General features: G+C 59.5%; 17 protein-coding genes and 3 pseudogenes. 12 read left to right on the top strand and 8 right to left on the bottom strand.

Features of this window, described 5'->3' with window-relative positions:
* Positions 1 to 65: 65 nt before the first annotated feature.
* Positions 66 to 374: a hypothetical protein gene (locus P5W99_RS38365; protein WP_434667109.1), complete on the top strand. Its 309-nt coding sequence runs from the start codon at positions 66 to 68 to the stop codon at positions 372 to 374.
* A gap of 44 nt (positions 375 to 418) precedes the next feature.
* Here the strand turns inward: P5W99_RS38365 and P5W99_RS38360 are convergent, their stop codons facing one another.
* The 3 genes and pseudogenes from P5W99_RS38360 to P5W99_RS38350 form a co-directional block, all read right to left on the bottom strand.
* The gene (locus tag P5W99_RS38360; RefSeq protein WP_434667106.1) at positions 419 to 2,149 is read right to left on the bottom strand and encodes a peptidoglycan D,D-transpeptidase FtsI family protein; all 1,731 of its coding nucleotides are present in this window, start codon (positions 2,147 to 2,149) and stop codon (positions 419 to 421) included.
* 132 nt (positions 2,150 to 2,281) lie between these two features.
* Positions 2,282 to 2,608, bottom strand: coding sequence for a hypothetical protein (locus P5W99_RS38355; protein WP_434667104.1), 327 nt, complete (start codon positions 2,606 to 2,608; stop codon positions 2,282 to 2,284).
* Positions 2,609 to 3,426: 818 nt separating this feature from the next.
* A pseudogene (locus P5W99_RS38350) lies at positions 3,427 to 4,623 on the bottom strand (acetate/propionate family kinase).
* Positions 4,624 to 4,766: 143 nt separating this feature from the next.
* On the opposite strand from P5W99_RS38350, the pseudogene P5W99_RS38345 reads away from it, so the two are divergent.
* The 7 genes and pseudogenes from P5W99_RS38345 to P5W99_RS38315 all read left to right on the top strand — a co-directional run bounded on the left by P5W99_RS38345 (position 4,767) and on the right by P5W99_RS38315 (position 12,778).
* Positions 4,767 to 6,325 (top strand): annotated as a pseudogene (locus tag P5W99_RS38345) (IS3 family transposase).
* Between the two features lie 1,145 nt (positions 6,326 to 7,470).
* Positions 7,471 to 8,727 (top strand): ABC transporter substrate-binding protein, encoded by a 1,257-nt coding sequence (locus P5W99_RS38340; RefSeq protein WP_434667102.1) that lies wholly within the window; start codon positions 7,471 to 7,473, stop codon positions 8,725 to 8,727.
* A gap of 97 nt (positions 8,728 to 8,824) precedes the next feature.
* Positions 8,825 to 9,694, top strand: coding sequence for a branched-chain amino acid ABC transporter permease (locus P5W99_RS38335; protein WP_434667099.1), 870 nt, complete (start codon positions 8,825 to 8,827; stop codon positions 9,692 to 9,694).
* Between the two features lie 8 nt (positions 9,695 to 9,702).
* A complete protein-coding gene (locus P5W99_RS38330) occupies positions 9,703 to 10,641 on the top strand; it encodes a branched-chain amino acid ABC transporter permease (RefSeq protein WP_434668407.1) in 939 nt (312 codons plus the stop codon).
* Positions 10,638 to 11,387 carry an ABC transporter ATP-binding protein gene (locus tag P5W99_RS38325; RefSeq protein WP_434667097.1) on the top strand — a complete coding sequence of 250 codons (750 nt, stop codon included), beginning with the start codon at positions 10,638 to 10,640 and terminating at the stop codon, positions 11,385 to 11,387. Before P5W99_RS38330 ends, P5W99_RS38325 begins: the two co-directional genes overlap by 4 nt.
* Complete coding sequence (locus tag P5W99_RS38320; RefSeq protein ID WP_434667095.1) at positions 11,384 to 12,118, top strand: ABC transporter ATP-binding protein; 735 nt, start codon at positions 11,384 to 11,386, stop codon at positions 12,116 to 12,118. The genes P5W99_RS38325 and P5W99_RS38320 overlap by 4 nt, the downstream gene beginning before the upstream one ends.
* A gap of 240 nt (positions 12,119 to 12,358) precedes the next feature.
* Positions 12,359 to 12,778, top strand: a complete 420-nt coding sequence (locus P5W99_RS38315) for a MarR family winged helix-turn-helix transcriptional regulator (RefSeq protein WP_434668404.1) — start codon at positions 12,359 to 12,361, stop codon at positions 12,776 to 12,778.
* Between the two features lie 285 nt (positions 12,779 to 13,063).
* Here the strand turns inward: P5W99_RS38315 and P5W99_RS38310 are convergent, their stop codons facing one another.
* The 4 genes from P5W99_RS38310 to P5W99_RS38295 all read right to left on the bottom strand — a co-directional run bounded on the left by P5W99_RS38310 (position 13,064) and on the right by P5W99_RS38295 (position 16,367).
* Positions 13,064 to 13,501, bottom strand: a complete 438-nt coding sequence (locus P5W99_RS38310; RefSeq protein ID WP_434667092.1) for a universal stress protein — start codon at positions 13,499 to 13,501, stop codon at positions 13,064 to 13,066.
* Positions 13,502 to 13,690: 189 nt separating this feature from the next.
* Positions 13,691 to 14,311, bottom strand: a complete 621-nt coding sequence (petA, locus tag P5W99_RS38305; protein WP_434667089.1) for a ubiquinol-cytochrome c reductase iron-sulfur subunit — start codon at positions 14,309 to 14,311, stop codon at positions 13,691 to 13,693.
* A 151-nt stretch (positions 14,312 to 14,462) separates the two neighbouring features.
* A complete protein-coding gene (locus P5W99_RS38300) occupies positions 14,463 to 14,894 on the bottom strand; it encodes a carboxypeptidase-like regulatory domain-containing protein (protein ID WP_434667086.1) in 432 nt (143 codons plus the stop codon).
* Between the two features lie 27 nt (positions 14,895 to 14,921).
* Positions 14,922 to 16,367 carry a trypsin-like peptidase domain-containing protein gene (locus tag P5W99_RS38295; RefSeq protein WP_434667084.1) on the bottom strand — a complete coding sequence of 482 codons (1,446 nt, stop codon included), beginning with the start codon at positions 16,365 to 16,367 and terminating at the stop codon, positions 14,922 to 14,924.
* A gap of 978 nt (positions 16,368 to 17,345) precedes the next feature.
* Here P5W99_RS38295 and P5W99_RS38290 point away from each other — a divergent pair.
* Positions 17,346 to 19,658 (top strand): NADP-dependent malic enzyme, encoded by a 2,313-nt coding sequence (locus P5W99_RS38290; RefSeq protein ID WP_434667081.1) that lies wholly within the window; start codon positions 17,346 to 17,348, stop codon positions 19,656 to 19,658.
* Positions 19,659 to 19,942: 284 nt separating this feature from the next.
* Positions 19,943 to 20,254, top strand: coding sequence for a high-potential iron-sulfur protein (locus P5W99_RS38285; protein ID WP_434667078.1), 312 nt, complete (start codon positions 19,943 to 19,945; stop codon positions 20,252 to 20,254).
* Positions 20,255 to 20,552: 298 nt separating this feature from the next.
* Here P5W99_RS38285 and P5W99_RS38280 read toward each other — a convergent pair.
* A pseudogene (locus P5W99_RS38280) lies at positions 20,553 to 21,270 on the bottom strand (IS6 family transposase).
* A 776-nt stretch (positions 21,271 to 22,046) separates the two neighbouring features.
* On the opposite strand from P5W99_RS38280, the gene P5W99_RS38275 reads away from it, so the two are divergent.
* Together P5W99_RS38275 and P5W99_RS38270 are read left to right on the top strand one after the other, a co-directional pair.
* Positions 22,047 to 22,766, top strand: a complete 720-nt coding sequence (locus P5W99_RS38275) for an ABC transporter substrate-binding protein (RefSeq protein ID WP_434667076.1) — start codon at positions 22,047 to 22,049, stop codon at positions 22,764 to 22,766.
* A 133-nt stretch (positions 22,767 to 22,899) separates the two neighbouring features.
* Positions 22,900 to 24,525: an APC family permease gene (locus tag P5W99_RS38270; protein WP_434667073.1), complete on the top strand. Its 1,626-nt coding sequence runs from the start codon at positions 22,900 to 22,902 to the stop codon at positions 24,523 to 24,525.
* The last annotated feature ends 492 nt before the right edge of the window (positions 24,526 to 25,017 follow it).

Raw genomic sequence — 25,017 nt, 5'->3', positions numbered from 1 at the left:
AAAATCTCATTGTAAAGGAGTCGCGGTTTCAGGCGCGCTTGCCTGAAACCGCCAGGCGCGGAGGTATGAAACGCATCGCGTTGTTCGCGTCGTCTGTGCTGATCCTGCTTTGCGTCTCGAGTTCAAGCTACGCCGATGAGCTTTCAGTCGCTGGTGGCACAGGAGCTTCGGGTTCGTCATGTGATCACCTGGAACGCGACGGGGCGTCCTGCTCGTTTGCAGTGCTGGATTCACCTGGTATTTTTGCGGTACGACATGCCGGCCAGGGCAGGGGTGGTGCGTCGTATTTTCCGGTCATACCGCGCGGAGCGGGGCAATTCGACGTCGACGGTTCAAAATTGGGCGGTGAACATTTCCGCTGGCATTTTCCCTGATCGTCGGGATCGCCCGGCGTGCCCCAGGTGTGTCAAAGCGGCGTTCATGTTGTCGGCGCTGGCGCGGGCGGCGTGAATGGCTTGTCTGGAGACACGTTGAGCAGTTGCATCGTCTGGGTCGCGATGTCCACGAACGCGGGTCCTGCTACCGCCCCGCCAAAATGCGAGCCCCTGCGCGGACGATCGATTGAAACGGCAATGACGACGCGAGGCCGGCGCGCCGGAATGATCCCGACAAATGAGGCCCGGTACTGACTCCGGTCGTAGCCGCCATGAACCCAGCGGTATGCCGTGCCCGTCTTTCCGGCAACCGTGTAGCCTTGAACCGCGGCTTGTGGCGCTGTTCCTCCGGCGCTGACGACCTTTTCCATCATGGCCCGGATCTGCCTTGCGGTGCGCGCCGAATAAACCCGGTGCCCACGAGGTGGCGCCAGCAGGTCGTGGATCGTCGCCGGCACGAAGACCCCGTCATTGGCGAATGCCGTATAAGCCTGTGCGAGCTGCAGCAGCGATGCGGAAAGCCCATACCCGTAGGACATTGTCGCCTGTTCGATCCGGCGCCAGTGTTCCCATGCGCGTAAATTCCCTGCCGCCTCCCCTGGCAGTCCTGCATGTGGTGCTTTTCCGAGTCCGACCTGGTGAAAATTGCGCCACATATCCGCAGCGGGCATCATCAGCGCGATCTTCGTTGTGCCGACGTTGCTCGACTTCTGGATGACACCAGCGACCGTGAGCGTGCCAAAATCGTCGTCGTCGTGGATGGTCGCGCCGTCGAGGCGAAGCCGGCCGCCGCCTGTCGTCACGACGGAGTCCGGCGTGATGCGTCCCTCCTGAAGGGCCAGCGCGATCGTGACCGGCTTCATCACGGACCCCGGCTCGAAAACGTCCGTTACGGCACGGTTGCGCATGGCGAGACCGCTTCTGCGCGTCCGGCTGTTCGGATTGAAGCTGGGCCAGTTCGCCATGGCGAGGATTTCCCCCGTGTGTGCGTCGAGTACGATGGCAGACCCGGAGCGCGCATTGACGCGTGTGACGGCGTCGCGCAGCGCCTGGCAGGCCGCATACTGGACCGGCAGATCGAGCGAAAGTCGAACGTCCGCGCCGTTGCGAGCCGGTTGCTGTGCGAGGTTCGCAATGGCTTGTCCCCTGGCGTTATGGAGCGTTCGCTTCCAGCCGTCCACACCATGCAGCAGGTGATCCGCGGAGCGTTCCATACCCTCCTGGCCCTTCCCGTCGATACCCGTGAAACCGACAACGTTCGCTGCGACTTCGGATTCGGGATAGAAGCGGCGATAGTCCTTCTGGGCGAACACACCCGGCGCATCCACACGCATTGCGCGCTCTGCCATCGCGGTCGAAATCTGTCGCCTGAGATAGACGAATTGACGGTGCGAGGCATAGGCATGCTCGATCGTGACCGGGGCGATGCCCAGGATGTGGGCGAGCGCGTCGATCTGCGAAGCGGACGCCGGCGCACCGGCGGCTATGGCGTCGAGCCAGACCGTGCGTGTCGGGATGTCCATGGCAAGAGGGCGCCCGTCACGATCGAGAATGCGTCCGCGCGAAGCGTGGGTATCACGGTCGCTGACCTGCCGGATTTCGCCCTGGCGCTGGTAAAAGTCATCGTTGACACATTGCACCCATGCGGCCCGCACGGCGAGCGCGAGAAATGCACTGGCAAAGACGAAGCCGGCGAAACTGGAGCGACCGCGCTGAAAACCACCGCGACTCAGCGCGTGACGGGAAAAGCTGAGGTAATTGCGTGTACGCGACATTGAGTCGTCTCAGTCTCGTGGGCTATCCTTGTCCAGGACGTCAGCCGGCGTGAGGCCGGCACCGCGTGGCGATTCGTACCGAACCGCGATGGGCGCAAAACCCGCTGGTCGAACCCTGCTGCAGGATCGGGTTCAGGTTGTCGGCTTGACATGATCGCCTGAGACCCAGTAGTTCATCTGTCCGCGAGGACCGTTGATCAAAACGGCGTCCGGATCATCGACGCCGTCGTCGGTTATCGTGCACGTCTTCGTGCCGTTGGGGATCATTCTCACCTGCTGGGCAGTGGCTAGTCTTGCCAGCCGGGCAGGTGCGAGCGGGTAGAGATGGCTATAGATGTCGTAGCTGATTGTACCCGGCGCATCCCCTTCGATGCTCACCGGCACACCCTGGCTGCAGATGTGTGCGCTGGCACTTACGGTACACGCGCTGAACAGTACAAAAAGGATGGTTCGTTTCATGGACAGGTAGCCTCTGCTAAATCAAATCGCACTGACGCGTAACCTTACTTCAGGCATCTTGCGGAAAGTTTGGAGTTTGGCAGCAGCGGACAAAGAATTATATGTTTCTCCGGGAATTTTCGTTTTTATTTCACAATATGACATTTATCCAGCGCGTCATGGGATCTGGGGAGGGACTGCAAAACTCATTCTCCTTCGTGCAGGCCGCGTATAACTCGTCGTGTCAGCGCTCACAATTTGCCGTGACGTGAGCAAACAGTGTCGTGAGTAGCACGTGTTCTCATCAAACCCTTGCCGCGCGGTCCCGTATTGCCAACTCAACCCCGTCCTCAAGCAGTTGTGCCCCTCGTGCATCCTGGACTCGCTCGAGCAACGCAACCGCGAGGCCCGTTGACGGGCAACTCGCCGACACCGGGTTCCTCGCCATGCTGCTTTACGACGTACGCGCGCGACGCGAGGCCGGGAAGCTCAGAACACGGCGTGCGCACGCTGGCTTCGCGATGGGCAAGACACGTGAAACGTTCAACTTCCACCGGGTGTCCGAGCAGAATCGAGCCTACACCCACGACCTGGCCGCAGGCCCTGGAAGCGCTGCGTGCTGCTGGTCGGTGGAACATATCCCATCTGGCGCGGGCTCTGGGCCACTGCGCGGCCCGGCAGGGGCGTTCAGCAGCCTTATAGTGTGATGCTGTGTCCGATGTTACAGGGTGCGCCCCCAGGCTTGGGCCAGGAGCGGCACAAAGTGCCATTCAGTCTGCATGATTCGTGGAGCGATACGGGGCGTCGGCAGAGTTGCATGGCACGCCTTCACACTCCCGTTAACCGCTCATGCCACGAGAACGTGTAGCCGTCCAGACGTGGCGCGCGACCATCAAATCTTCATCTGTCGGAATCACCCAGGCGGAGACCCGGCTTCCCGATGTTGTGATGCGCGGGCCGCCTGCTGCGTTGGCGCTTTGGTCGAGATCCAGGCCAAGCCACGCCATGCCCTCGCATACGAGCCGTCGAATTTCGCTGGCGTGCTCCCCGATTCCGGCAGTGAACACTAGCGCATCGATACCACCGAGGGCCGCCGCCATCGACCCGAGTTCGCGCTTGATGCGATACACAAAGAGCGTGATGGCCTGAATGGCCGACGGGTGATCGCTGGCCAGCAGGACCCGCATATCGTCGCTTATGCTGGAAACACCAAGGAGGCCTGAATCGTGATAGAGAAGATCGCTGACCTCGTCTGCGGTCATGCCTTTCTCCTCGATCAGGTGTAGCACCACTCCCGGATCGAGATTGCCGCACCGGCGGCTCATCGGCAAACCATCAAGCACGGAGAAGCCCATGGTGGTCGCCACGCTTTTACGCTCGTGGAGTGCACACATGCTTGCCCCGCTGCCGAGGTGGGTCACTACAACACGACCATCAGCGACGGCATGCCCGACGACGTCAGGGAGGACACTCGCGATGTATTCGTACGAGAGGCCGTGAAATCCATAACGTCGTATCTCTCCCGCGCTCAATCTCCTCGGTAGCGCGAAGGCAGCTGCCACCTCTGGCTGCGTGTGGTGGAATGCCGTGTCGAAACATGCAAACTGCGGCAGTAAGGGGTAAAGCTAAAACAAGGCCAGGATTGCAGCAAGGTGATGGGGCTGATGGAACGGTGCCAGCGGAATTAGGCGGCGAAGTTCTTCGATGACCGGCGCGTCGATGCGAACCGGCGAAACATAGCGCAATCCGCCATGGACGACCCGATGTCCCGCCGCGACCAGTCGATGATCGTGAAAATGGCACTCGATCCAGCGGAGCAGCTCGGACAGCGCGTCTGCATGAGTGATTCCGTCGACATATTCGTCAATCAGGACTGCATCAATGCGCTTCTTCGCCGTGAAGTGCAAACGGTCTCCGATTCCCTCGAATTCGCCGTTGCAGAGGATGCCTGTCCGTTCCGGCCGAAGATGGCCCGGAAAGACAGAGAACTTTATGCTTGATGAGCCGGAGTTCAAAACGAGGATTGCGTCATTCATGCACTTTCCCAAGATGCGCGACGGGGATCCAGCGGCGCGACGCCACATGAGCCTGGCCACACAATCCCCCGGCGTCATACTAGTTGTCGCCTCTGAACTTTCTTATCAAGAAGAGTCAGAGGTACAAGTTGAAGACGAAACAAATGTATTCTGTTGAGTTCAAGGAGCAGGCGCTGTTGAAGGTCCTGCAGCGCGGGAACCGGACGGTTGGAGCCGTGGCCGACGAATTGAACGTGAACGTACTGACGTTAAGGAAATGGATGAGAGGCAGCGCCACCGCGAACCGGAGCTCGAGTTCTGGACACGCAAGACGTCCGGAAGACTGGTCGCTGGAAGAACGCCTGATGGCCTTGCAGGAGAGCCACGGCCTGGTGGACGAAGCCTTGAACGGCTGGTGCCGGGAGCGCGGCCTGTTCGCGCATCATCTCGTGCAGTGGCGAGAGGATTTTTGCGCCGGCGGCGCAGCCGCTAGCCGACGTGAGAGCGCCCAGGAAGTGCGGGATCTGAAGCAGGCCAATGTGCAGCTGCAGCGTGAGCTCAAACGCAAGGAGCAGGCGCTGGCTGAAGCTGCGGCGCTACTGGTGCTGCAAAAAAAGTACCGTGCGCTCCTCGGGGCCGAGGCCGAATGACGGCCCCTGAAGAGCGCAAGGCATTGATCGGCCTCGTCAACGAGGCGACCCTGGCCGGGGCTCGGCAGGCGCACGCGTGCAAGATCCTGGGGCTCAGCGCGCGCACAGTTCAGCGCCGGCAGCGCGGCGAACCTGACGCGGTGGACGGGCGCTCGTTACGGCACCACGAGCCGCGCCACAAGCTCTCTGCCGAGGAACGCGCCGAGCTTCTGGCAGTCGCGAACTCGGCCGAGTTTGGTCATCTGCCGCCAAGCCAGATCGTGCCGCGACTGGCAGACCAGCAACGCTATATCGCCTCGGAATCGACGTTCTACCGGGTACTGAAGGCCGAGAAGCAACTCGCCCACCGGCGCAGCGAACGGCCGGCCCACGCTCGCAGCAAACCGCGTTCGGTTTGCGCCGACGCGCCGAACCAGTTGTACAGCTGGGACATCACGTATCTGCCAACGACGGTTCGCGGGCAGTATTTCTATCTGTATCTGTTTCTGGACGTGTTCAGCCGAAAGATAGTCGGTTGGCAGGTCTATGCGGAGGAAAGCAGCGTACTGGCCAGCGAAGTCCTCAGGGACCTCTGCGCGCGCGAAGCGATACAGCCCAACCAGGTGATTCTGCATTCGGATAACGGCGGCCCGATGAAAGGCGCGACGATGCTCGCCACCCTCCAGGCGCTGGGTGTCATGCCGTCGTTGAGCCGCCCGGGCGTAAGCAACGACAACCCTTATTCTGAATCTCTGTTCAAGACCCTGAAGTACCGGCCTGCTTACCCGCTCAAGGCGTTCGACACCCTGCTCGCCGCGCGCACCTGGGTGGGCGCGCTGGTGCGCTGGTACAACCACGAGCATCGTCACAGCGCGATCCAGTTCGTGACACCGGCGCAGCGCCATGCCAACCTCGACCAGGACATTCTGGATCGACGAGCGGCGCTTTATGAGACTGCACGGCAACGCAACCCGCTGCGATGGAAAGGCCCCACGCGCAACTGGCAGCGGGTACATGCCGTGCACCTGAACCCGGATCGAAGCGACAACCAGGGCGTCGCCCCAAACCGTCGCCAGGAGAAGAAGGCCGCCTGAAATTTAATCGTTGAGGCGACAACTAGCTTGAAAATTTCCGCAACCGGCTTGTGCGCGCGACTTGTCAAGATGATCGAAGCCGATGCGCCACGAACCATACCGGCGTTGCACCTCTACCGATCGTCGAACTGACTCGCGGGCATGATTCGCGCCTTAACAGGCTGCTGAAGTGCCGCTGAAACATGCCATCCCGCGGAGTTCGAGAAGAGTTGATGGATGGACCGCCATTTTTGCTCGACCCGCGTGATAGAGAACGACGCGCTGGCGTAGATGGATCGACTGTCCACGGAGAGGTACGAGGCAGACGTAAAAGGTCAACAGCCGAATAAGGCGCGTACAGACGCACACAGGCGCCATCGTGACCACTTCGCAATCGGCAATGCCGCGTCGGCAGCGTCAAACGCTAACTGCGACGCACGCGGAGCCGTTCGATTGTCTACCGCAGGAGAACGAGCGGTTCGCCGGAATGGCAAGGGAGGTGGGCGTGCGCAGGTGCACAGCAGATTGACAAGGCACCTGGTTTGGCGGTGCCACCGCTACGCGGCTTAGGGGGCGTAGTCGCCCAACACCGGGAGCCACTGCAAGTCGCCCGTCATAACAATCACGTCTCGCGTTCCAGCTCTGCCGAGCGCCAAACTTCTGGCGGTTTCTGGCCCGCACAGACTATCTCCGGGGACAAGGTGGAATTATGTCACAGCATGACCTAAAATGGATTTTGACGGTGAAAATGAAAAGGGGCCGCGCCCGTACTCGCCTGTAATGGTCCGTGTATGCGTGGCCAGATGCCGGCGCGAATGCGAAACTGGCTGTTTGCGGTGTAGGCAGGTGTCGAGAGAAGACGATCAGGCACCGTGCCGTGCGCCCCCGGTAATACCCGGGTTGGCCTGTGATTTCCGCAGGCTCACCAGGTGGCGTTGGATTGAACGGCTACATATTGGAGTTTCCTCATAACGTTCCAGCTCATCCTCTCTCTCCTGAACTGCCTTATCACGAAAGCGGTTCAGGCATATCAAACAAAGCGAATCCAGACGTTTCGTTCCGACAGGGGGCGGTGATCACCGGCAACAACCGGAGGGCGGTTTCGTGCATGCCATTGATCTTCGGATTACCGGTTGATCGAAGTTAACCTCATGTGGGAGACCCAGATGAGAAGACTTACCCCTGAGGGCCGACGGAATCGCCGGCTCGTGCTCAAAGCAGCTCTGGCCGCCGGGGTCACGCAGTTCGCTGCTCCATTCATCATCAAGGCACGCGGCGAGGTCCCGGTTAAGATTGGGCTGGACGATCCGCTCACTGGCACCTACGCGGAGCTCGGCAGGAATGAGCAGGTTGGATGCGAATACGCGATCGAACAGATCAATGCCCACGGCGGTATTCTGGGCAGGCCGATTCAATTGATTGTCGAGGACTCGACAAGTGCCGATACCGGAACCGCCGTACAGAAAGCGCGCAAGTTGATCGAGCGCGACAAGGTGGACTTTCTGCTCGGTAACGTGAATTCTGCAATGGCGCTCGCGATCGGCCAGGTATCAAACGAGCTGAAGACGCTGCATATCGTGACTGGTGGGCACACCGACGCGGTAACGGGCACGGATTGCCACTGGAACGTCTTCCGGGTGTGCAATACGACGAGAATGGAGACGGATTCAGTATCAAAGGTGCTCTTTGATCGCTATGGGAAGAAGTGGTTCTTCATCACGCCGGATTATGCCTTCGGCCATACCCTGCAAAGCGGATTCGAAGCCAGTCTGAAGAAGTTTGGCGGCACCGAGGTGGGTGCGGCACTCGCACCGCTTGGGACGACTGATTATTCATCATATCTCATAAAGGCACAGGCCGCGAACCCGGACGTCATCCTGTTTCTTACCGCGGGACAGGATGCCGTCAATTCGCTCAAGCAGGCAGTTCAGTTCGGGCTTGAAAAGCATTTCCACATCGCAGGCGCACAGCAGGAACTCGAGGTGCTGGAGGGGTTGCCGCCGGATGCGCGTATTGGTACGTGGGTATTCGAATGGTATTGGGATCAACCGAACGTGCCTCAGGTCGCCGAGTTCGTGTCCGGTATTCGCAAGAAAGCAGGGCGTGTTCCCACAGCGAGACACTGGTTCGGCTACGTTGCAGTCAACAGCATCGCCCTCGTCGCCAATCAGCAGAAGACGCTGGATGCCGTGAAGCTCGCAAAAGCGCTGGAAGGCCTCAAGCTGCCCCCCGACGTTGGACTCATGCCAGACACGCCGTTCTACCGCGCGGGAGACCATCAGTTGATGCCCGACCTTTATGTCGGTCACGCGGTGTCACAGGGGCCAAAGCCAGACGACCTTTTTCATGTCGACCAGATCGTCAAGGGCGTCGATGCTGCATTGCCGGTTGAAGAGACCGGTTGCCATATCCGCTGGACCTGACGAAGTAGCGGGCCATCGAGGTGTCCGGTGTCGGACCGGCAGCAGGATGCCTGGCAAGGCATTGATCTCGAATGCGCATGCGATCTCAGGGGACGGTATGTCTGAGTTGATCCTGTACAACGTATTTAATGGCGTCGTCATTGGCGCGTTCTATGCGCTCATGGCGCTCGGCCTGTCGTTGATCCTGAACCTGAGTGGAGTGATCAATTTCGCCCATGGGGGGTTCCTTGCGGTTGGCGCGTATCTGGCGTATACGATCATGCCGTACGTGGGGTTCTGGGGAGCACTCGTGGTCGCACCCTTGCTGACCGCTGGACTCGGGGTCGTCATTGAATACGTTCTCATTCGCCGTATCTATGGTCGGGATCCGTTATATAGCCTGCTGCTCACTTTCGGACTTGCCTTCATGTTGCAGGACGGCATTCGTTATATCTGGGGCCCGCAGACATTGCCCTATGGAATTCCGGACGCGCTGAATCACCCGTTGGACGCCTCCCTGTTCTTCCTCACAGGGTACAGGCTTTTCATGCTCACCCTCGTGGTAAGCGTCGTCGCCGCGCTGTTCGTGTTCCTGAAGCGCACGCGTTCAGGAATGCGTATCCGCGCTGGCGTCAGCGACCTTGAAACCGTCGCGACGCTGGCAGTCAATGTGCGATGGTTGCGCAGCCTGAATTTCGGCCTCGGCATTTTTCTCGCAGGCCTTGCTGGCGTGCTCGCCGCCGGCATGCTCGGGCTGGAACCCACAATCGGCGACTCGCTTATCATGCCAAGTTTCGTCGCCATCATTGTCGGTGGCCTTGGCAGCCTGCCTGGTACCTTGCTAGGAGGGATTCTGATCGGCGTGGCATCCGGGTTGACGTCGGTCTTTTTCCCATCGGCGACAGAGGCCGTGATCTACGTGATGATGGGGCTTGTGCTGCTCGTGCGCCCGCGGGGACTGTTGGGCGAAGAAGGGAGGGTTCAGTGACGACCCCAATGAGAATCGGGCGCGACATCCTGATCTGGCTGGCGCTGGCGACCATGCCGTACTGGATTGGGTGGCTGGGCGGCTATACGGCGCTTGGCACGCGGGTACTTGTGATGGCGCTGGCCGCGATGGCACTCAACTTCCTGCTCGGATTCACAGGCGTACTCTCGTTCGGGCACGCCGCGTATTTTGGACTCGGCGCGTACGGTGTCGGGATGACAATTCGCTATCTCGTTCCGAGCACGCCGCTCGGCATGCTCGTTGGCGTTGCGGTGGGCACGGTGGCGGCCGCGGTGATCGGCGCATTGATTGTCAGGCTTCGCGGCGTCTATTTTGCGATGGCGACGATCGCGTTCGGCCAGGTCTTTTACTTCATCGCATTTCGGTGGAATGCTGTCACGGGAGGCGACGACGGATTGTCCGGGTGGCATCGCATTCCGCTTCACTTTGGCCATTACACCATCGACATTCTCGGCAACGGGCTTGCGTTTTATTACTTTGTGCTCGCCTGCTTTGCCGTATCTGTGGGCATCATGGCCTTGTTACTGCGCTCGCCGTTTGGCCGCACCCTGCTTGCGATCCGGGAAAACGAAAAACGTGCGCGATTCCTTGGCCTGCCTGTTGAGCAGCATATCTGGATATCGTTCGTGATTTCGTGCTTTTTCGTAAGCCTTGCGGGCACGCTCTATGGCTTGCTCAACAATTTCGCTGATCCGCACGGTCTGCGCTGGGATCAGTCAGGAGAGTTCGTCATCATGGCCGTGCTTGGTGGTATGCGCTCCTTGTGGGGACCGCTAGTCGGAGCAGCTGTTTTCGTGCTGGTTCAGGACTATATTTCCAGCCGGACCGAGAACTGGATGTCCTTCATCGGGTTGCTGTTTATCCTCGTCGTACTCTTCTTCCCGCGGGGAATACTCGGCTTGCGGCATGCGAAGGAACGGTCATGAGCCTGCTCGTTGTGGATCACCTGTCGCATCGCTTTGGAAATCTTTGCGCAGTGAACGACGTTTCGTTGACTGTGGAGGCAGGTGAATTGCGCGCCCTGATCGGCCCGAACGGCGCTGGCAAGACCACCGTCTTCAATCTGATCAGCGGATTCTTTCCGCCGACGTCCGGCCGGATCATATTTGACGCACGTGACGTGACCGGGCTTGCCCCGCACCGGCGTGTGGCCATGGGAATGGCGCGCACCTTTCAGATCACCGAGGTTTTTCCTGAACTCTCGGTACGCGACAACGTTCGTATTCCCGTTGAACTTCAGGCCGGCATGCGTCTTTCGCCGTGGCTTTCCAGAGGGGCCAGGGCGGCGCTTGGCGAACAGGTCGACGAGCTGATCACTCTTGGTGGTCTTGGAAAGCGAGCGGACAGACTTGTCGGCGAACTGTCACTTGGCGACCAGCGCGCCGCAGAAATTATCATGTCGCTCGCGCTCCGGCCCAAACTACTGCTACTCGACGAACCTACCGCCGGAATGGGCGATCAGGAGACCTACGACGTTACGCAGTTGATCCGGCGGCTGCACCGCGACCGCTCGCTGGCAATGGTTTTGATAGAACACGACATGCGTGTCATTTTCGAACTGGCTCAACGGATCATGGTGCTTGCCGAGGGACGGACTCTGGCCGAGGGAACACCCGAACAGATTGCCGCGGACGAAGCGGTCCAGACCGCCTATCTTGGGGTGGCACAATGAGCGTGCTCGTTGCCGAAGGGCTTCAGACATGGTATGGCAAGAGCCATATTCTTCATGGCGTATCGGTCGCGGTAAACGATGGCGAAATTGTCGCGCTGCTCGGGCGTAATGGAGCCGGCAAAACGACAACGCTGCGCAGCCTTGTCGGACTCACCAGGCCACGCGAAGGGAGGGTGACCATAGGAGGACGCGATACGACCTCGTGGCCGCCATACATGATCGCGGCGCTTGGGGTGGGTTATGTGCCCGAGGGGAGACGGGTATTTGCCAACCTGAGCGTGGAAGAGAACCTGCTGGTCCCCAATGGGCGTACTGGTCCCTGGACCCTTGATCGGGTGTACGGGCTTTTTCCCCGCCTGCGCGAGCGCCGTCGCAGCAGGGGCAGGCAATTGTCGGGCGGCGAGCAGGAAATGCTCGCGATTGCGAGAGCATTACTGCTCAATCCGCATATCCTGCTACTTGACGAACCATCCCAGGGCCTGGCCCCACTCATCGTGAGGGAGGTATTTGCCATCGTTTCCGGCATGCGCAGGGAGGGAATGTCAGTACTGCTCGTCGAGCAGAACGTGCGCGCTGCTGTGGAGATCGCCGATGTGGCTTGCGTGCTCGATGATGGGCGCGTTGCATTTTCGGGGAGCGCCCGCGATTTCGCCGGCGACGACGAGCGCGTGCGCAAACTGGCGGGGGCAAGCTCGGCCGATTGGGGTAAGGGAGGCAGTTCGGAAAACTAACCATTTTTGCAATCATTTACCACGAGCGGAATTAAAATCTGGCTGGTCGCGGACCAGACTATCGGCGCCTTTCATCCTTCTCGATGGATGATGGCTTGCTTGCGACTTGCAGGGAAAGATTGTGTGTCGCACGCCTTCGCCCACACGGAACAGACTTTTGCACTACCCGGCGAGTCCGCCTATATTTTATATCACGTGGTGATCTTTCCAGGTCGCCCGTCTTCCAGCGAGGAGGGGCCTATGCCACCGAGAAACCAGGAAGTGATGGTGAAGGTGACGAAGACCGATCTGGAGGAGCTTTCGGAGTTTCGTTACCGGCTTCGCCGTTTTCTTCGAATCTCGGAGGAAATCGCGCACGCGGAAGGCGTCACGCCGCTGCAGTACACACTTATGCTGCATACGTGCGCGTTCCCGGGTCGCGACTGGGCGATCGTAAGCGAGTTGGCCGATCGTCTGCAGGCGTCGTCGCACGGCACGGTCGCGTTGATTTCGCGTTGCGAGGCTGCGGGACTTGTCACCCGCGTGCCAAGTACACACGACCATCGGCAAGTGGAAGTGCATCTGACGCCCTCGGGTGAGCGCCGCCTGCTCAGGCTCGCGGCCTCGCACAAGTCCGAGGTGCAGTCTTTAGGTTGGCCGTTTCACAAAGGGGCGACATAGCGTCTCCACTACAACGCTGGAGCACCGAACCTTGCGCTAGCGTTCGCGAAATCGACCGCGTCTGCAGCCGACATCGTGACCTGCGGTGAAAACAGGCGAGAAGCATCGTGTAGTGTGTGACAGGTGCGATTCATCTGCCATCGCTTCTGATGACATCGTCCCACCTGGTATGCGATGTCATCCTACGAACACGTATGCGGGAATTGGCGTTAAACGCGAGCTTGCGCCGATGTCTGGTTTTGAAGGCCTAAAGTTCTGTATGCACAGACTGACGTCCGGCGCCAGCTACACGCTGTCGATCACAACGAGAACGCTGCATCGAACACGGTCGAGAAGCAGTCGATCGGTATCCCGGGTCCACCAGCGGGCGAGTCGGCCCGCTTTGTGATGCCCCACGACGATGAGGTCGGTCTTGAGGAGTTCGGCAAAAGACGGAATCTGTTCCATCGGGTCGCCGATCGCGAGATGGCCGCGGGCGAACACGCCTCGGGATAAGAGGTCCACTACCCCCTCCTGAAGGATCTCTTGCGCCGCCTGGTGCTCAATCGCGCTGATATTGGCGACAGGCGCATCATAGCTTGCTGCCCAACCCAACAGGTCGACCACTGCGAGCAGGTGCGCTTCGGCATTCAGTTCGCGGGCGAGCGCCGCGCCCTCGCGGAGCGCCATCCGTCCTTCGCGGGTTGCGTTGTAGCACAGCAGAATTCGACTGTAGCTTGCCATGTTCATACCCCCTTTTGCTACGGCAAGAAGGGCGGTCACGCCCCTTCGTCTTAAGCCACGGCATCATGTAAATCGTGCGCAGCGTGGATCGCCAACACCCGGCGGAGGCTCGGTAGCTGCGACGACACCCACCGCGCCGCCTGTATGGGCTGCAGCGAGGGGGGAAGAACAGGAGCCTCGCTCTCGCGTTCAAGCTTCCCCGTGTTCGTCCTTTCCGATGACGACGCTCGTAGACGACGCAAACATGAATCGCGGCACGTCCAGGTTCTGCGGGGCTGGCTTGTCCTTGAAGACACGTCCAGCAAGGTCGTACGTCGAGCCGTGGCATGGGCAGAGGAAGCCACCGGGCCAGTCGTCCGGGAGGCTAGGTTGCGCACCGGGCTGGAATCGTGGGATGGGGGTACAGCCGAGATGTGTGCAGACGCCGACTACAACGAGCACGTTCGGGTGTTCGGGGCGGGACCGGTATTCGTTGCGGCAATAGGCCGGTAGTGGCATCGAGAATGGATGCTCGGTGTTGGGGTCGGCGACCATCGGGTTGGCCCTGACTACGGCTGCAAGCATGTTCGGGGTGCGGTTGACGACGAATACCGGCTTTCCGCGCCACGCGACCGTCATCATGGAGCCGGGCACAAGCGCGGTCAGGTCGACATGCACCGGGGCACCGCGCGCCTTGGCGCTTTCTGGCGGTGCAAAGGAGTCGACGAAGGGGACAACGGTCGCAGCACCAGCGATGCCGCTGGCCACCGTCGTTGCAATCAACCATGTCCGACGCTGGCTGTCGAAAGGTTTCACGAGATCAACTTTCATCATAAGCTTCGTGCATCGATGCTACGGTTCTACACCTTCACGAGCTGCCTTGCGGGATCAGGATGTCTGCGATCGCTGCACAGGCTTGTGCCGCGGCATCACAGTTTGCAGGCTGGGGCGCTATTCACATGGCGTCACCATTCCACACCCTTTACATTGACCACAAGAAGAGCTCATGGACGTGTGCGGCCGGGCTAATTCGCACGTCACGGGATTCGCTCTTGCCGCCATAGAGCGCTGTTACGCGATACCGGCCATCCGGTAGCGACGCGAGCAGAAATGGGCCTGCTGCGATTGTTTTCAGTACGGCGTGGCCGTGCATGTCGGATATCTCAACCTGAATGTTGGCAAGGTACACGCTCCCGCCAGGCCCCTTCCCGGCGAACTCGAGCGTGAGTGGATAGTGGTGCATCGCGTCCTTGATGGCGGTTGATTCACTCAGGCCGATGCCGCCGCTCAGAAACGTGACATCGCCCTGATGCTGCATGGGGGGAAGGAGGTCTGTCGCGGCGAACGCGTATTGCGTCCAGGCGACGAGTGCCAGAGCGGTGAAAAGCGGCTTTATCATCGAAGCGTGTTTCATATGGACCTCCAGGGAACAAGCGACTAACTAGCCCATATCAAGGGTCACGAATATACGTTCACCATTGCGCAAAACCAGCAAGGCAACCGCATTGCCACTTTTTTTGACTTTCTGCCGGAACTGATCCGGGCTCGAGACGCGCGTGTTGTTGACCATAAGAATGATGTCGCCCGGTTCGATCCCGGCGAATGCGGCAGGGCCGACGCTCTTTTCGACGCGTACACCTCCCTTGGCACCGACCTCGCGTCGTTCGTCGGGGGTCAATTCGCGGACTGTCAATCCGTCCGGAGCGGTGGCCTGGGTAGTTGACGCAAAAGTGTTTTCGTTGAGTCGGCCGAGTACGACCACCGCATCGTGAACGGTGTTTCCCCGCCAGTACGCCAGACGTACTGGCGAGCCCGGCTTGAGGTCAGCTACGGTCACCGGCAATTGCGCTGAATCGGTAATCGCGACACCGTTCATCTTCAGGATCACATCGCCTGGCCGAAGACCTGACTTTGCAGATGGCCCGTCTGGTTCGACGGAACTGACAAGCGCACCTTCTGGCTTGGCCAGGCCGAACGATTGCGCGAGCGGACCGCTGACATCCTGGATGGTGATGCCGAGCCGTCCGTGTGGAGCCTTGCGGAACTGTTGCAACTGCCGCTCGACCTTCATGGCTTCGTCGATTGGAATCGCGAACGCGAGGCCTTCGGCATTGCTGACCGCATCGTTGACCGGTGTCTCGATACCAATTACTTTGCCGTCAAGACTGAAAACCGGGCTTCCCGCGTCGCCACTTCCTTCGGTCAGATCCGTCTGGATAAGCGGTATGTACGAATCCTGTGGGACTGCTCTCGACATGTTACTGATAATTCCGGCCGTCACCGTGTCGTTCAGACCGTATGGGGAACCAATGGACGCCACCCACTGACCCGCCTTCGCGTCGGATGCCGAACCGATTGTGACAGTCGTCAGGCCCTTCGCAGGAATCTTGAGTAGCGCAATTCCGCTGGCCGGGTCGTTACCGACCAGTTCTGCCCTGAATTCATGGCCGTCCCTGAGTGTCACCCGGATTCTGGTGGCACCGCTGACAACCTGTGAATCAGTGAGAATATATCCGCCAGGGTTGATGACGAAGCCAGTGCCGAGCGTTTGCGACGAGGGTCCCGTAGTGCCGCCGAACTCGGATGAAAACTGCTGGAACAAGCGGGAAAGTGGATTATCAGCGTTTCCCCCCGGCGGCCAGAGCTGTCTCATGCTGGCTTGCGGCTTTGCACCCGTTGTGCTGATGTTGACCACGCCTGCGCTGTTGTCGCGAGCGAGAGCGGAAAAATCTGTCACGATCTTTGGCGTCTGATTATGCGGGGACCCTGCGACACGCTCTGATACCCCGACGGATTGGTGCAGCGTTAGACCCGGCTGCGCCATGCAGCCTTGCGACATTGCCGCGACCATCAGAATCGCCAGGCGTTTCAGATTGCCGGACGCCATCTCACTACTCCCGTCGCGGTCGCGCCAGATGCATTGAGCCCACCGGGTGAGACGCCTGGGCGCGATCTTCAAATGCAATAACGTCAATCTAGGCGGGGATCGTTAAATGGACCTTAAATCGAATACGGGGGCGTGGTTGGTCAGACGCGCGTCTCGGCGAACTCGATGTGAGCATGGAGAAATTGGGGCGCGTGCCCGATATCCGATGGCTTCAAGCGGTCATGGGGAAAAGGCAAGACGCCTTGAAAATGAACACGGTGATCCAGGTGGTCTACCACCCAACGTGGAAGCTTTTTGCAGCACGAAATTTCTGCATATACCTTAAGCATGTTTTAATTCTGCCAACCTACTTTCGAGTCGTGGAGCGCGACATTCACTGTCGCGTGTGCCGGAAAGGCCGGTAAACGCAGTCCTCATTGCCTGGAAACGGCGGCGGTCGCAAAATGTGAGGGAGACGTCATGCGGAACGTATTGCATAACTGGATCCTGATTGGAAGCAACGCGTACGACGAGTACACGTTTGTGCCATGGCTGGAAAAGAGTGTCTACCGGCGTACGGTCGATCTCAGTCGGGTCTGTATTCAGTGAATTGATCCTGGAGGCAATGGGAGGTTATTCATGAACGTCCATGCTCAGGTATTTGCTGATCGTATGCGCGGCAGGCTTGTGAGACGCGCTATCTCGCATGCCGACTTGTTCAGGCGGTGGAACATCCACCGCGCCTTGCCAATCATCGTCATCGGGATCGTTCCCTCCGCTTGAAAGACTGGCAGGACAGGTTGATTGCCTGGCTCAATTTTCGGTCGGCAAAAGCAGTCGTCGCGTAATATTGGATTCACATGCGCCTTCCTTGATCCATTGCAGCTGACTGCGGCAGGCTTACGGAAACAGGTCAGTGCGCGATGCAGCCAGGTTGCCCTTCCCAGCCCTTGGCGCGGGCTATCATTGTCTGTCGATATGGTTACTGAAGGGGACGTCATGCTCACCCCAGCCCACGGCAAGCTTCGCGAAGCTGCCCTCGACTATCACGAATTTCCGACGCCCGGGAAGATCGCGATCGCGCCGACCAAGCAGATGATCAACCAGCGCGACCTCTCGCTCGCGTATTCGCCGGGCGTTGCGTTTGCGTGCGAGGCGATCGTCGAGAATCCGCTGAACGCCGCGCGCTTCACGGCGCGCAGCAACCTCGTGGGCGTCGTGTCGAACGGCACGGCCGTGCTCGGCCTCGGCAACATCGGGCCGCTCGCCTCGAAGCCGGTCATGGAAGGCAAGGCGGTGCTGTTCAAGAAGTTCGCCGGCATCGACGTGTTCGACATCGAGCTGAACGAGACCGACCCGCACAAGCTCGTGGACGTGATCGCCGCGCTCGAACCCACCTTCGGCGGCATCAATCTGGAAGACATCAAGGCGCCGGAGTGCTTCATCGTCGAACGTGAAGCGCGCAAGCGCATGAAGATTCCGGTCTTCCACGACGATCAGCACGGCACGGCCATCGTGGTGGCGGCTGCGTTCACCAACGGCCTGAAGGTCGTGGGCAAGGACATCAAGCAGGTGAAGCTCGTCGCCTCGGGCGCGGGCGCGGCGGCGCTGGCTTGCCTCGACCTGCTCGTCGACCTCGGCCTGCCGATCGAGAACATCTACGTGACCGACCTCGCGGGCGTGGTCTACAAGGGCCGCACCGAGCTGATGGATCCGGACAAGGAGCGCTTCGCACGCGAAACCAGCGCGCGCACGCTCGCCGAAGTGATCGAAGGCGCCGACATTTTCCTCGGCCTGTCTGCGGGCGGCGTGCTCAAGCAGGACATGGTCAAGCAGATGGCCGCGAAGCCGCTCATTCTCGCGCTCGCCAATCCCACGCCGGAAATCCTGCCGGAGCTCGCGCTCGAAGCGCGCCCGGATGCGGTGCTGGCCACCGGCCGCACGGATTACCCGAACCAGGTGAACAACGTGCTGTGCTTTCCGTTCATCTTCCGCGGCGCGCTCGACGTGGGCGCGACCACCATCACGCGCGAGATGGAAATCGCCGCCGTGAATGCGATCGCGGAACTGGCGCGTCAGGAGCAGAGCGACGTCGTGGCCACGGCCTACGGCATTCAGGATCTGCAATTCGGGCCTGAGTACCTGATTCCGAAGCCGTTCGATCCGCGCCTGATCGTGAAGATCGCGCCGGCCGTCGCCAAGGCCGCGATGGATTCGGGCGTGGCGACCCGTCCGATCGAGGACATGGACGCCTACATGCAGCACCTCCAGCAGTTCGTCTACCACAGCGGCACGACCATGAAGCCGATCTTCCAGATCGCGCGCGCCGCCGATCCGGAGAAGAAACGCATCGTGTTCGCCGAGGGCGAAGAGGAACGCATCCTGCGCGCGGTGCAGATCGTCGTCGACGAAAAGCTCGCGAAGCCCATCCTGCTCGGCCGCCCGGCCGTGATCGAGCAGCGCATCGCGCGCTATGGCCTGCGTCTGGCTGCGGGTCAGGACTACACGGTCGTCAACACCGACCACGACGAGCGCTATCGTGACTTCTGGCAGACCTACGCGAAGCTCATGGCGCGCAGGGGCATCACGGCGCAGATGGCGAAGCTCGAAATGCGCCGCCGTACCACGCTGATCGGCGCGATGCTCGTGGAGCGGGGCGAAGCCGACGGCATGATCTGCGGCACGGTTAGCACGACGCACCGCCATTTGCACTTCATCGACCAGGTGATTGGCAAGAAAGAGGGCTGCAACGTCTACGCGGCGATGAACGCGCTGGTGTTGCCGAACCGCCAGATTTTCGTGGTCGACACGCACGTGAACGTCGACCCGACGCCGGAGCAGCTTGCCGAAATCACCATCATGGCGGCGGAGGAGGTGCGCCGCTTCGGCATCGAGCCGAAGGTCGCGCTGTGCTCGCATTCGAACTTCGGTTCGAGCCTCGCGCCCTCGGCACAGAAGATGCGCGATCTGCTGGAGATCCTCAAGGAGCGCGCACCGGACCTTCAGGTGGACGGCGAGATGCACGGCGACGTCGCGCTCGACGCGAACCTGCGCCGCGAGATCCTGCCGGAGTCGACGCTCGAAGGCGACGCGAACCTGCTCGTCATGCCGAATATCGACGCGGCGAACATCTCCTACAACCTGCTGAAGACGGCGGCGGGCAACAACATCGCCATCGGCCCGATGCTGCTCGGCGCAGCCAGGCCCGTGCATGTGCTGACGGCTTCGGCCACCGTGCGCACAATCGTCAATATGACCGGCCTCGTGGTGGTCGATGCGGGCGTCGCATGTACATCGCCCCGGAGCCCATGAATAGACGTTGGGTATTCAAGAAGGACCGAATGGCTGAACCGAGGTGGCCGATTCACCTCGGAATTTGTCGTGCCGCTTGCTGATCTCCAGTTCACCAAAGACTTCGTGGCCGATGCCGGAAGGCAACGCGTGCTTTCCGAACGGGCCGTTGCTTCAAGTTGTCGCGCTTGTGCGTGAGGCGAGCTGTAAGGCTAAAGAGAATACGGGATCGCAAATATAAGCTGCTGTTAATCTGCTCTGCGTATAATGTGTGAGTGGTTTGACTACGCGAAGGAGATATTTCGATGCGAGTCTCTCGTCGTCAGTTCGTCATGGTCGCGGTTTCGATAGCGTCCTCCGCCATGGTTCCGAAGACATCGCGGGCGGCCGCACCTGTCCTGTCCGAGAATGATCCCACCGCCCTGTCATTGGGCTACAAGACGGACGCTGCGGGGGTAGACAGGGTAAAATTTCCGAGGTACCAGCCCGGCGAAGCATGTGCCAACTGTCAGCTTTATCAAGGGAAAGCTGGATCGCAACAGGGGCCATGTCCGATCTATGGGGGAAAACTCGTCGCCGCGAAAGGATGGTGCAACGCCTATGTCAAGAAGGCGTGATTCGGGTCCGCACCGGGCTGCTTTTCCCCAGGCATATCATCTTTGAACGGCGCCGCCGCCGCATAGCACGTGTTGAAAACCCGGTAAGTGGATAACATCCGTGCGTGGCCAGTTCCAGCTGCTGGCGATGGCTCGAATCGGCCGTCGCCAGCGTTGTATCGACTTCGAATGTTGCGTGGTGAAGTTGCTGATCCCGGCCAGTCACTGCACCAACTTGCTGATCGCCGGGCGCGACATGGCGGGGGCCATGGTGCAAATGACTCGTCAGGCCGAGATTCTTCCTATCGATCTGGATACCTTATCGATTGAGCAGGATGGCATACCATACAGCGAGCGCAGCGGTATCTTTAAGCCCGAGCAAAGAGAAATTGAACTGATCCTTGCGAATACGATGCATCAATTCGATGCCTGAAATCGTGGTTACGTCATTCCTGAATCCTTTGAAGCCGAGCATCGCGTTCGTTCTGGACTTGATGTTTCGATGGTCCTGCTCGATCAAATTGTTCCCGTACTTCGAGGACCGGATATTCGTGTCCTCAGACAGCAGGCCATCGGCCTTCATCTCGTGCACGGCGCGGTGCAAGGCGGCGTAACCATCGAGCGTGATCGTCTCCGGCGGCTGGCCCTGATGTTTGATTGCCTTGCTGAAAAAGGCTTTGGCTGCGACCACATCGCACTTCGCTCTGAGCATGAAGTCTACCGTCTGGCCGGCTTGATCTACCGCACGGTACAGATAAACCCATTTGCCACGAGCCTTCAGGTAGTTTCGTCAACACGCCATGACCGCCCAGTGGGTGCGCCAACACGATTCCAGTGCTTGACGAACTCCGGCGTGAAGCGCTTCACACAACGCATAATCGTAGCGTGCACAAGCGACAAGCCGCGCTCGACATCATCTCGACGAGATCGCGCAGGCTGAGCTTGTAGCGAAGGTACCAGCGCACGCAGAGAATGATGATCTCCCGATCAAAATGCCGCCCATCAAACAACGCCTCCAGGCCTTTGCGCTTGCTCATCACTAGCCGCCAGATTGTTGGGCTGAAGACTTTAACCGATTCGCCGAGCCTATTTGCACCAGAACCGGCGTGCGCAGGTGCACAGCAGATTGACAAGGCACCTGGTTTGGCGGCGGTGCCGCCGCTACGCGGCTTAGGGGGCGTAGTCGCCCAACACCGGGAGCCACTGCAAGTCGCCAGAGAGTAACAATCGCGTCTCGCGTTCCAGCTCTGCCGAGCGCCAAACTTCTGGCGGTTTCTGGCCCGCACAGACTATCTCCGGGGACAAGGTGGAATTATGTCACAGCATGACCTAAAATTGATTTTGACGGTGAAAATGAAAAGGGGCCGCGCCCGTACTCGCCTGTAACGGTCCGGGTATGAGTGGCCAGATGCCGGCGCGAATGCGAAACCGGCTGTTTGCGGTGTAGGCAGGTGTCGAGAGAAGACGATCAGACACCGTGCCGTGCGCCCCCGGTAATACCCGGGTTGGCCTGTGATTTCCGCAAGCTCACCAGATCGCGTTGGATTGAACGGCTACATATTGGAGTTTCCTCATAACGTTCCAGCTTATCCTCTCTCTCCTGAACTGCCTTATCACGAAAGCGGTTCAGGCATATCAAACAAAGCGGATCCAGACGTTTCGTTCCGACAGGGGGCGGTGATCACCGGCAACATCCGGAGGGCGGTTTCGTGCATGCCATCGATCTTCGGATTACCGGTTGATCGAAGTTAACCTCATGTGGGAGACCCAGATGAGAAGACTTACCCCTGAGGGCCGACGGAATCGCCGGCTCGTGCTCAAAGCAGCTCTGGCCGCCGGGGTCACGCAGTTCGCTGCTCCATTCATCATCAAGGCACGCGGCGAGGTCCCGGTTAAGATTGGGCTGGACGATCCGCTCACTGGCACCTACGCGGAGCTCGGCAGGAATGAGCAGGTTGGATGCGAATACGCGATCGAACAGATCAATGCCCACGGCGGTATTCTGGGCAGGCCGATTCAATTGATTGTCGAGGACTCGACAAGTGCCGATACCGGAACCGCCGTACAGAAAGCGCGCAAGTTGATCGAGCGCGACAAGGTGGACTTTCTGCTCGGTAACGTGAATTCTGCAATGGCGCTCGCGATCGGCCAGGTATCAAACGAGCTGAAGACGCTGCATATCGTGACTGGTGGGCACACCGACGCGGTAACGGGCACGGATTGCCACTGGAACGTCTTCCGGGTGTGCAATACGACGAGAATGGAGACGGATTCAGTATCAAAGGTGCTCTTTGATCGCTATGGGAAGAAGTGGTTCTTCATCACGCCGGATTATGCCTTCGGCCATACCCTGCAAAGCGGATTCGAAGCCAGTCTGAAGAAGTTTGGCGGCACCGAGGTGGGTGCGGCACTCGCACCGCTTGGGACGACTGATTATTCATCATATCTCATAAAGGCACAGGCCGCGAACCCGGACGTCATCCTGTTTCTTACCGCGGGACAGGGCGCCGTCAATTCGCTCAAGCGAGAATGAAAGGCGACGTTGCCACTCAGACACCTGCCAAAAAATTCGACTCATTGGAAATATAAGCATTCCTTCCTACATATTGAGAGTCTTTCCATCCCGATGTTCTTATCGCGACAGAGCCCAACTAAGGAGACTTCACATGACTGTTCCAGACGTGACACACGGTTTGCGCAGGGAGGCACGCATTATCAGCTTGCTCTTTGCCAGCACCACCAGCATGATCGGCTCCGGATGGTTGTTTGGTGCCCTGCATGCCGCAAAGATCGCCGGCCCCCTCAGCCTGTGGAGCTGGATCATTGGCGGGATCATCATCATGCTCATTGCCCTATGTTTCGCCGAGCTCGCCGCCTTATTTCCGCGCGCGGGCGCTCTGGTGCATATGAGCCACGCCAGCCACGGCGATGGGCTCGGGCGGATTTGGGGCTGGATGCTGTTCTTGTCCTATATCGCGGTTCCGTCGGTTGAGGCGGAAAGTATCGTAACCTACGCCAACAACCTTTATCCGCACTTCCTTCAGGCAGGTAATAGCGGCGTGTTGACGTCACTAGGATTTCTTGCCTGCGCGGTGCTGGTCGGTGTTTTCGCGCTGTTTAATCTTCTGGCCATTCGTTGGCTGCTGGCGATTAACAATACGATTACCTGGTGGAAGATCGCGGTCCCGCTGTTGACTGCAATTATTTTGATTTTCGCAGGTATGCACCAGATGGGTCCCTTGTGGCAGGCGCATGACTCGAGCGTGTGGCATGCCGCGTCCAGCAGCTACGATCCCAATGGCGTCTTTATCGCCTTACCAGCTGCGGGGATTGTTTTCAGCTACCTCGGATTCCGCACCGCAATCGACCTGGGTGGTGAAAGCGCCAACCCGGGCCGCAACATCCCCTTGGCGGTAATTGGCTCCGTGCTGCTTGCGGGGGGTATCTACATCCTGCTGCAACTGGGCTTTTTGTACTCGGTCAAGCCGCAGGATGTCGTCAATGGCTGGGGCAACATCAATTTTCCGGGAGTGAAGGGCCCCTTTGCTGGTCTGGCCGCGATGCTCGGTTTTACCTGGCTAGCCACGCTGCTCTATATTGACGCGGCCATCTCTCCGGCCGGTACGGGCTTGATTTATGTGACGGGCGGTTCACGGATTCTGTTCGCCAACGGCGAAATGAAGGCTGGCCCGCAGTTTCTGACCAAACTCAACAGCGCTCAAGTGCCGTGGGTGTCGGTAGGGCTGATGTGGGTGATCGGCGTACTCTTTCTGTTGCCCTTTCCGGCTTGGCAAAAAATGGTCGATTACATCAGCGACATCACCGCGCTGACCTATGGTCTCGGGCCGATCGTGCTGCTGATTTTGCGGCGCGACCACCCTGACCTGCACCGGTCATTCCGTCTTGGCGCGGCGGGAATTTTGGCCCCGCTCGCCTTCGTCTGTTGCGACCTGATCATTCTGTGGAGCGGTTTTGTCACCGTGACTTGGCTGTTTGGGATCGTGTTCGTCATTTTTGCTCTTTATCTGATTTACTACTTCCTCATCGCGCACCAGTCTTCCGCCGACTTTGGCTGGAGCCATATCTGGTGGCTCGGGGTTTGGTTCGTTGGCATGTGGATCATCTCGGCGCTCAGCGGGAAGGACCTCGGCGGTAATGGAACGATGGGATTTTGGACCGCTGTCGTCGTGACGACGATCTGGAGTCTCGTCGTGATCGAACTCGCCAAGCGTTCGGCGCTGCCCGCCGAGCAGACGGCCAAAATACTCGCTGCGATCGAGCGTACGATGTAGTCGATGTGTTCTTCGCCGGGCGTTGCACTTCGACTCGACACCTTCGCCGTCGCTGAACCTGAAGATCGCGGAAATGGCCGAGTCGACCGTGAGCGTCCGCGAGAAATCCGCGGCGAACTGCGTGTTGCTGCTGACATCGAGATTCTGGAACGAGAGCTGGATTTTCGCGTCGCTGCCCCGAACGGCATTGCCACTGGGAGCGCACATACAACTATGGGGAATCGGGAGTAAGCGGCTCGGCAGGGCCGGTCCCCCGATTCGCGCGCGCGTGGCGCATGATGTGAGAGCGTGGGGAAGTGCGGGCGATGCGCTGGTTGCCGCGACCGCCAACCAAAAAATCTCTGCCTTATGCTCTGCAGCGCATAAACGCTTACCTTGTTCGTCCTCCAAATTCGCCAGCAATGTCCGGTGGAACAGTTTGTGACGCGCTCTCAGATCTGCATACCGATTTGAATCGATCACATAGCGTGGAGCGACCAGGCCCAGTACAGG

This window comes from Paraburkholderia sp. A3BS-1L (assembly GCF_051125215.1).
Taxonomy (GTDB): domain Bacteria; phylum Pseudomonadota; class Gammaproteobacteria; order Burkholderiales; family Burkholderiaceae; genus Paraburkholderia.
Note: the sequence above shows the minus strand (reverse complement) of the source record. Positions and strands in the feature narration are given on the sequence as shown.

Bases quoted from the DNA above. Each gene is read 5' to 3' on its own strand.
- P5W99_RS38300 (WP_434667086.1), bottom strand. From the start codon at position 14,894: ATGAAACACGCTTCGATGATAAAGCCGCTTTTCACCGCTCTGGCACTC.
- petA (WP_434667089.1), bottom strand. From the start codon at position 14,311: ATGAAAGTTGATCTCGTGAAACCTTTCGACAGCCAGCGTCGGACATGG.
- P5W99_RS38285 (WP_434667078.1), top strand. From the start codon at position 19,943: ATGCGAGTCTCTCGTCGTCAGTTCGTCATGGTCGCGGTTTCGATAGCG.
- P5W99_RS38325 (WP_434667097.1), top strand. From the start codon at position 10,638: ATGAGCCTGCTCGTTGTGGATCACCTGTCGCATCGCTTTGGAAATCTT.
- P5W99_RS38320 (WP_434667095.1), top strand. From the start codon at position 11,384: ATGAGCGTGCTCGTTGCCGAAGGGCTTCAGACATGGTATGGCAAGAGC.
- P5W99_RS38340 (WP_434667102.1), top strand. From the start codon at position 7,471: ATGAGAAGACTTACCCCTGAGGGCCGACGGAATCGCCGGCTCGTGCTC.
- P5W99_RS38355 (WP_434667104.1), bottom strand. From the start codon at position 2,608: ATGAAACGAACCATCCTTTTTGTACTGTTCAGCGCGTGTACCGTAAGT.
- P5W99_RS38295 (WP_434667084.1), bottom strand. From the start codon at position 16,367: ATGGCGTCCGGCAATCTGAAACGCCTGGCGATTCTGATGGTCGCGGCA.
- P5W99_RS38290 (WP_434667081.1), top strand. From the start codon at position 17,346: ATGCTCACCCCAGCCCACGGCAAGCTTCGCGAAGCTGCCCTCGACTAT.
- P5W99_RS38270 (WP_434667073.1), top strand. From the start codon at position 22,900: ATGACTGTTCCAGACGTGACACACGGTTTGCGCAGGGAGGCACGCATT.
- P5W99_RS38330 (WP_434668407.1), top strand. From the start codon at position 9,703: ATGAGAATCGGGCGCGACATCCTGATCTGGCTGGCGCTGGCGACCATG.
- P5W99_RS38310 (WP_434667092.1), bottom strand. From the start codon at position 13,501: ATGGCAAGCTACAGTCGAATTCTGCTGTGCTACAACGCAACCCGCGAA.
- P5W99_RS38365 (WP_434667109.1), top strand. From the start codon at position 66: ATGAAACGCATCGCGTTGTTCGCGTCGTCTGTGCTGATCCTGCTTTGC.
- P5W99_RS38335 (WP_434667099.1), top strand. From the start codon at position 8,825: ATGTCTGAGTTGATCCTGTACAACGTATTTAATGGCGTCGTCATTGGC.
- P5W99_RS38360 (WP_434667106.1), bottom strand. From the start codon at position 2,149: ATGTCGCGTACACGCAATTACCTCAGCTTTTCCCGTCACGCGCTGAGT.
- P5W99_RS38315 (WP_434668404.1), top strand. From the start codon at position 12,359: ATGCCACCGAGAAACCAGGAAGTGATGGTGAAGGTGACGAAGACCGAT.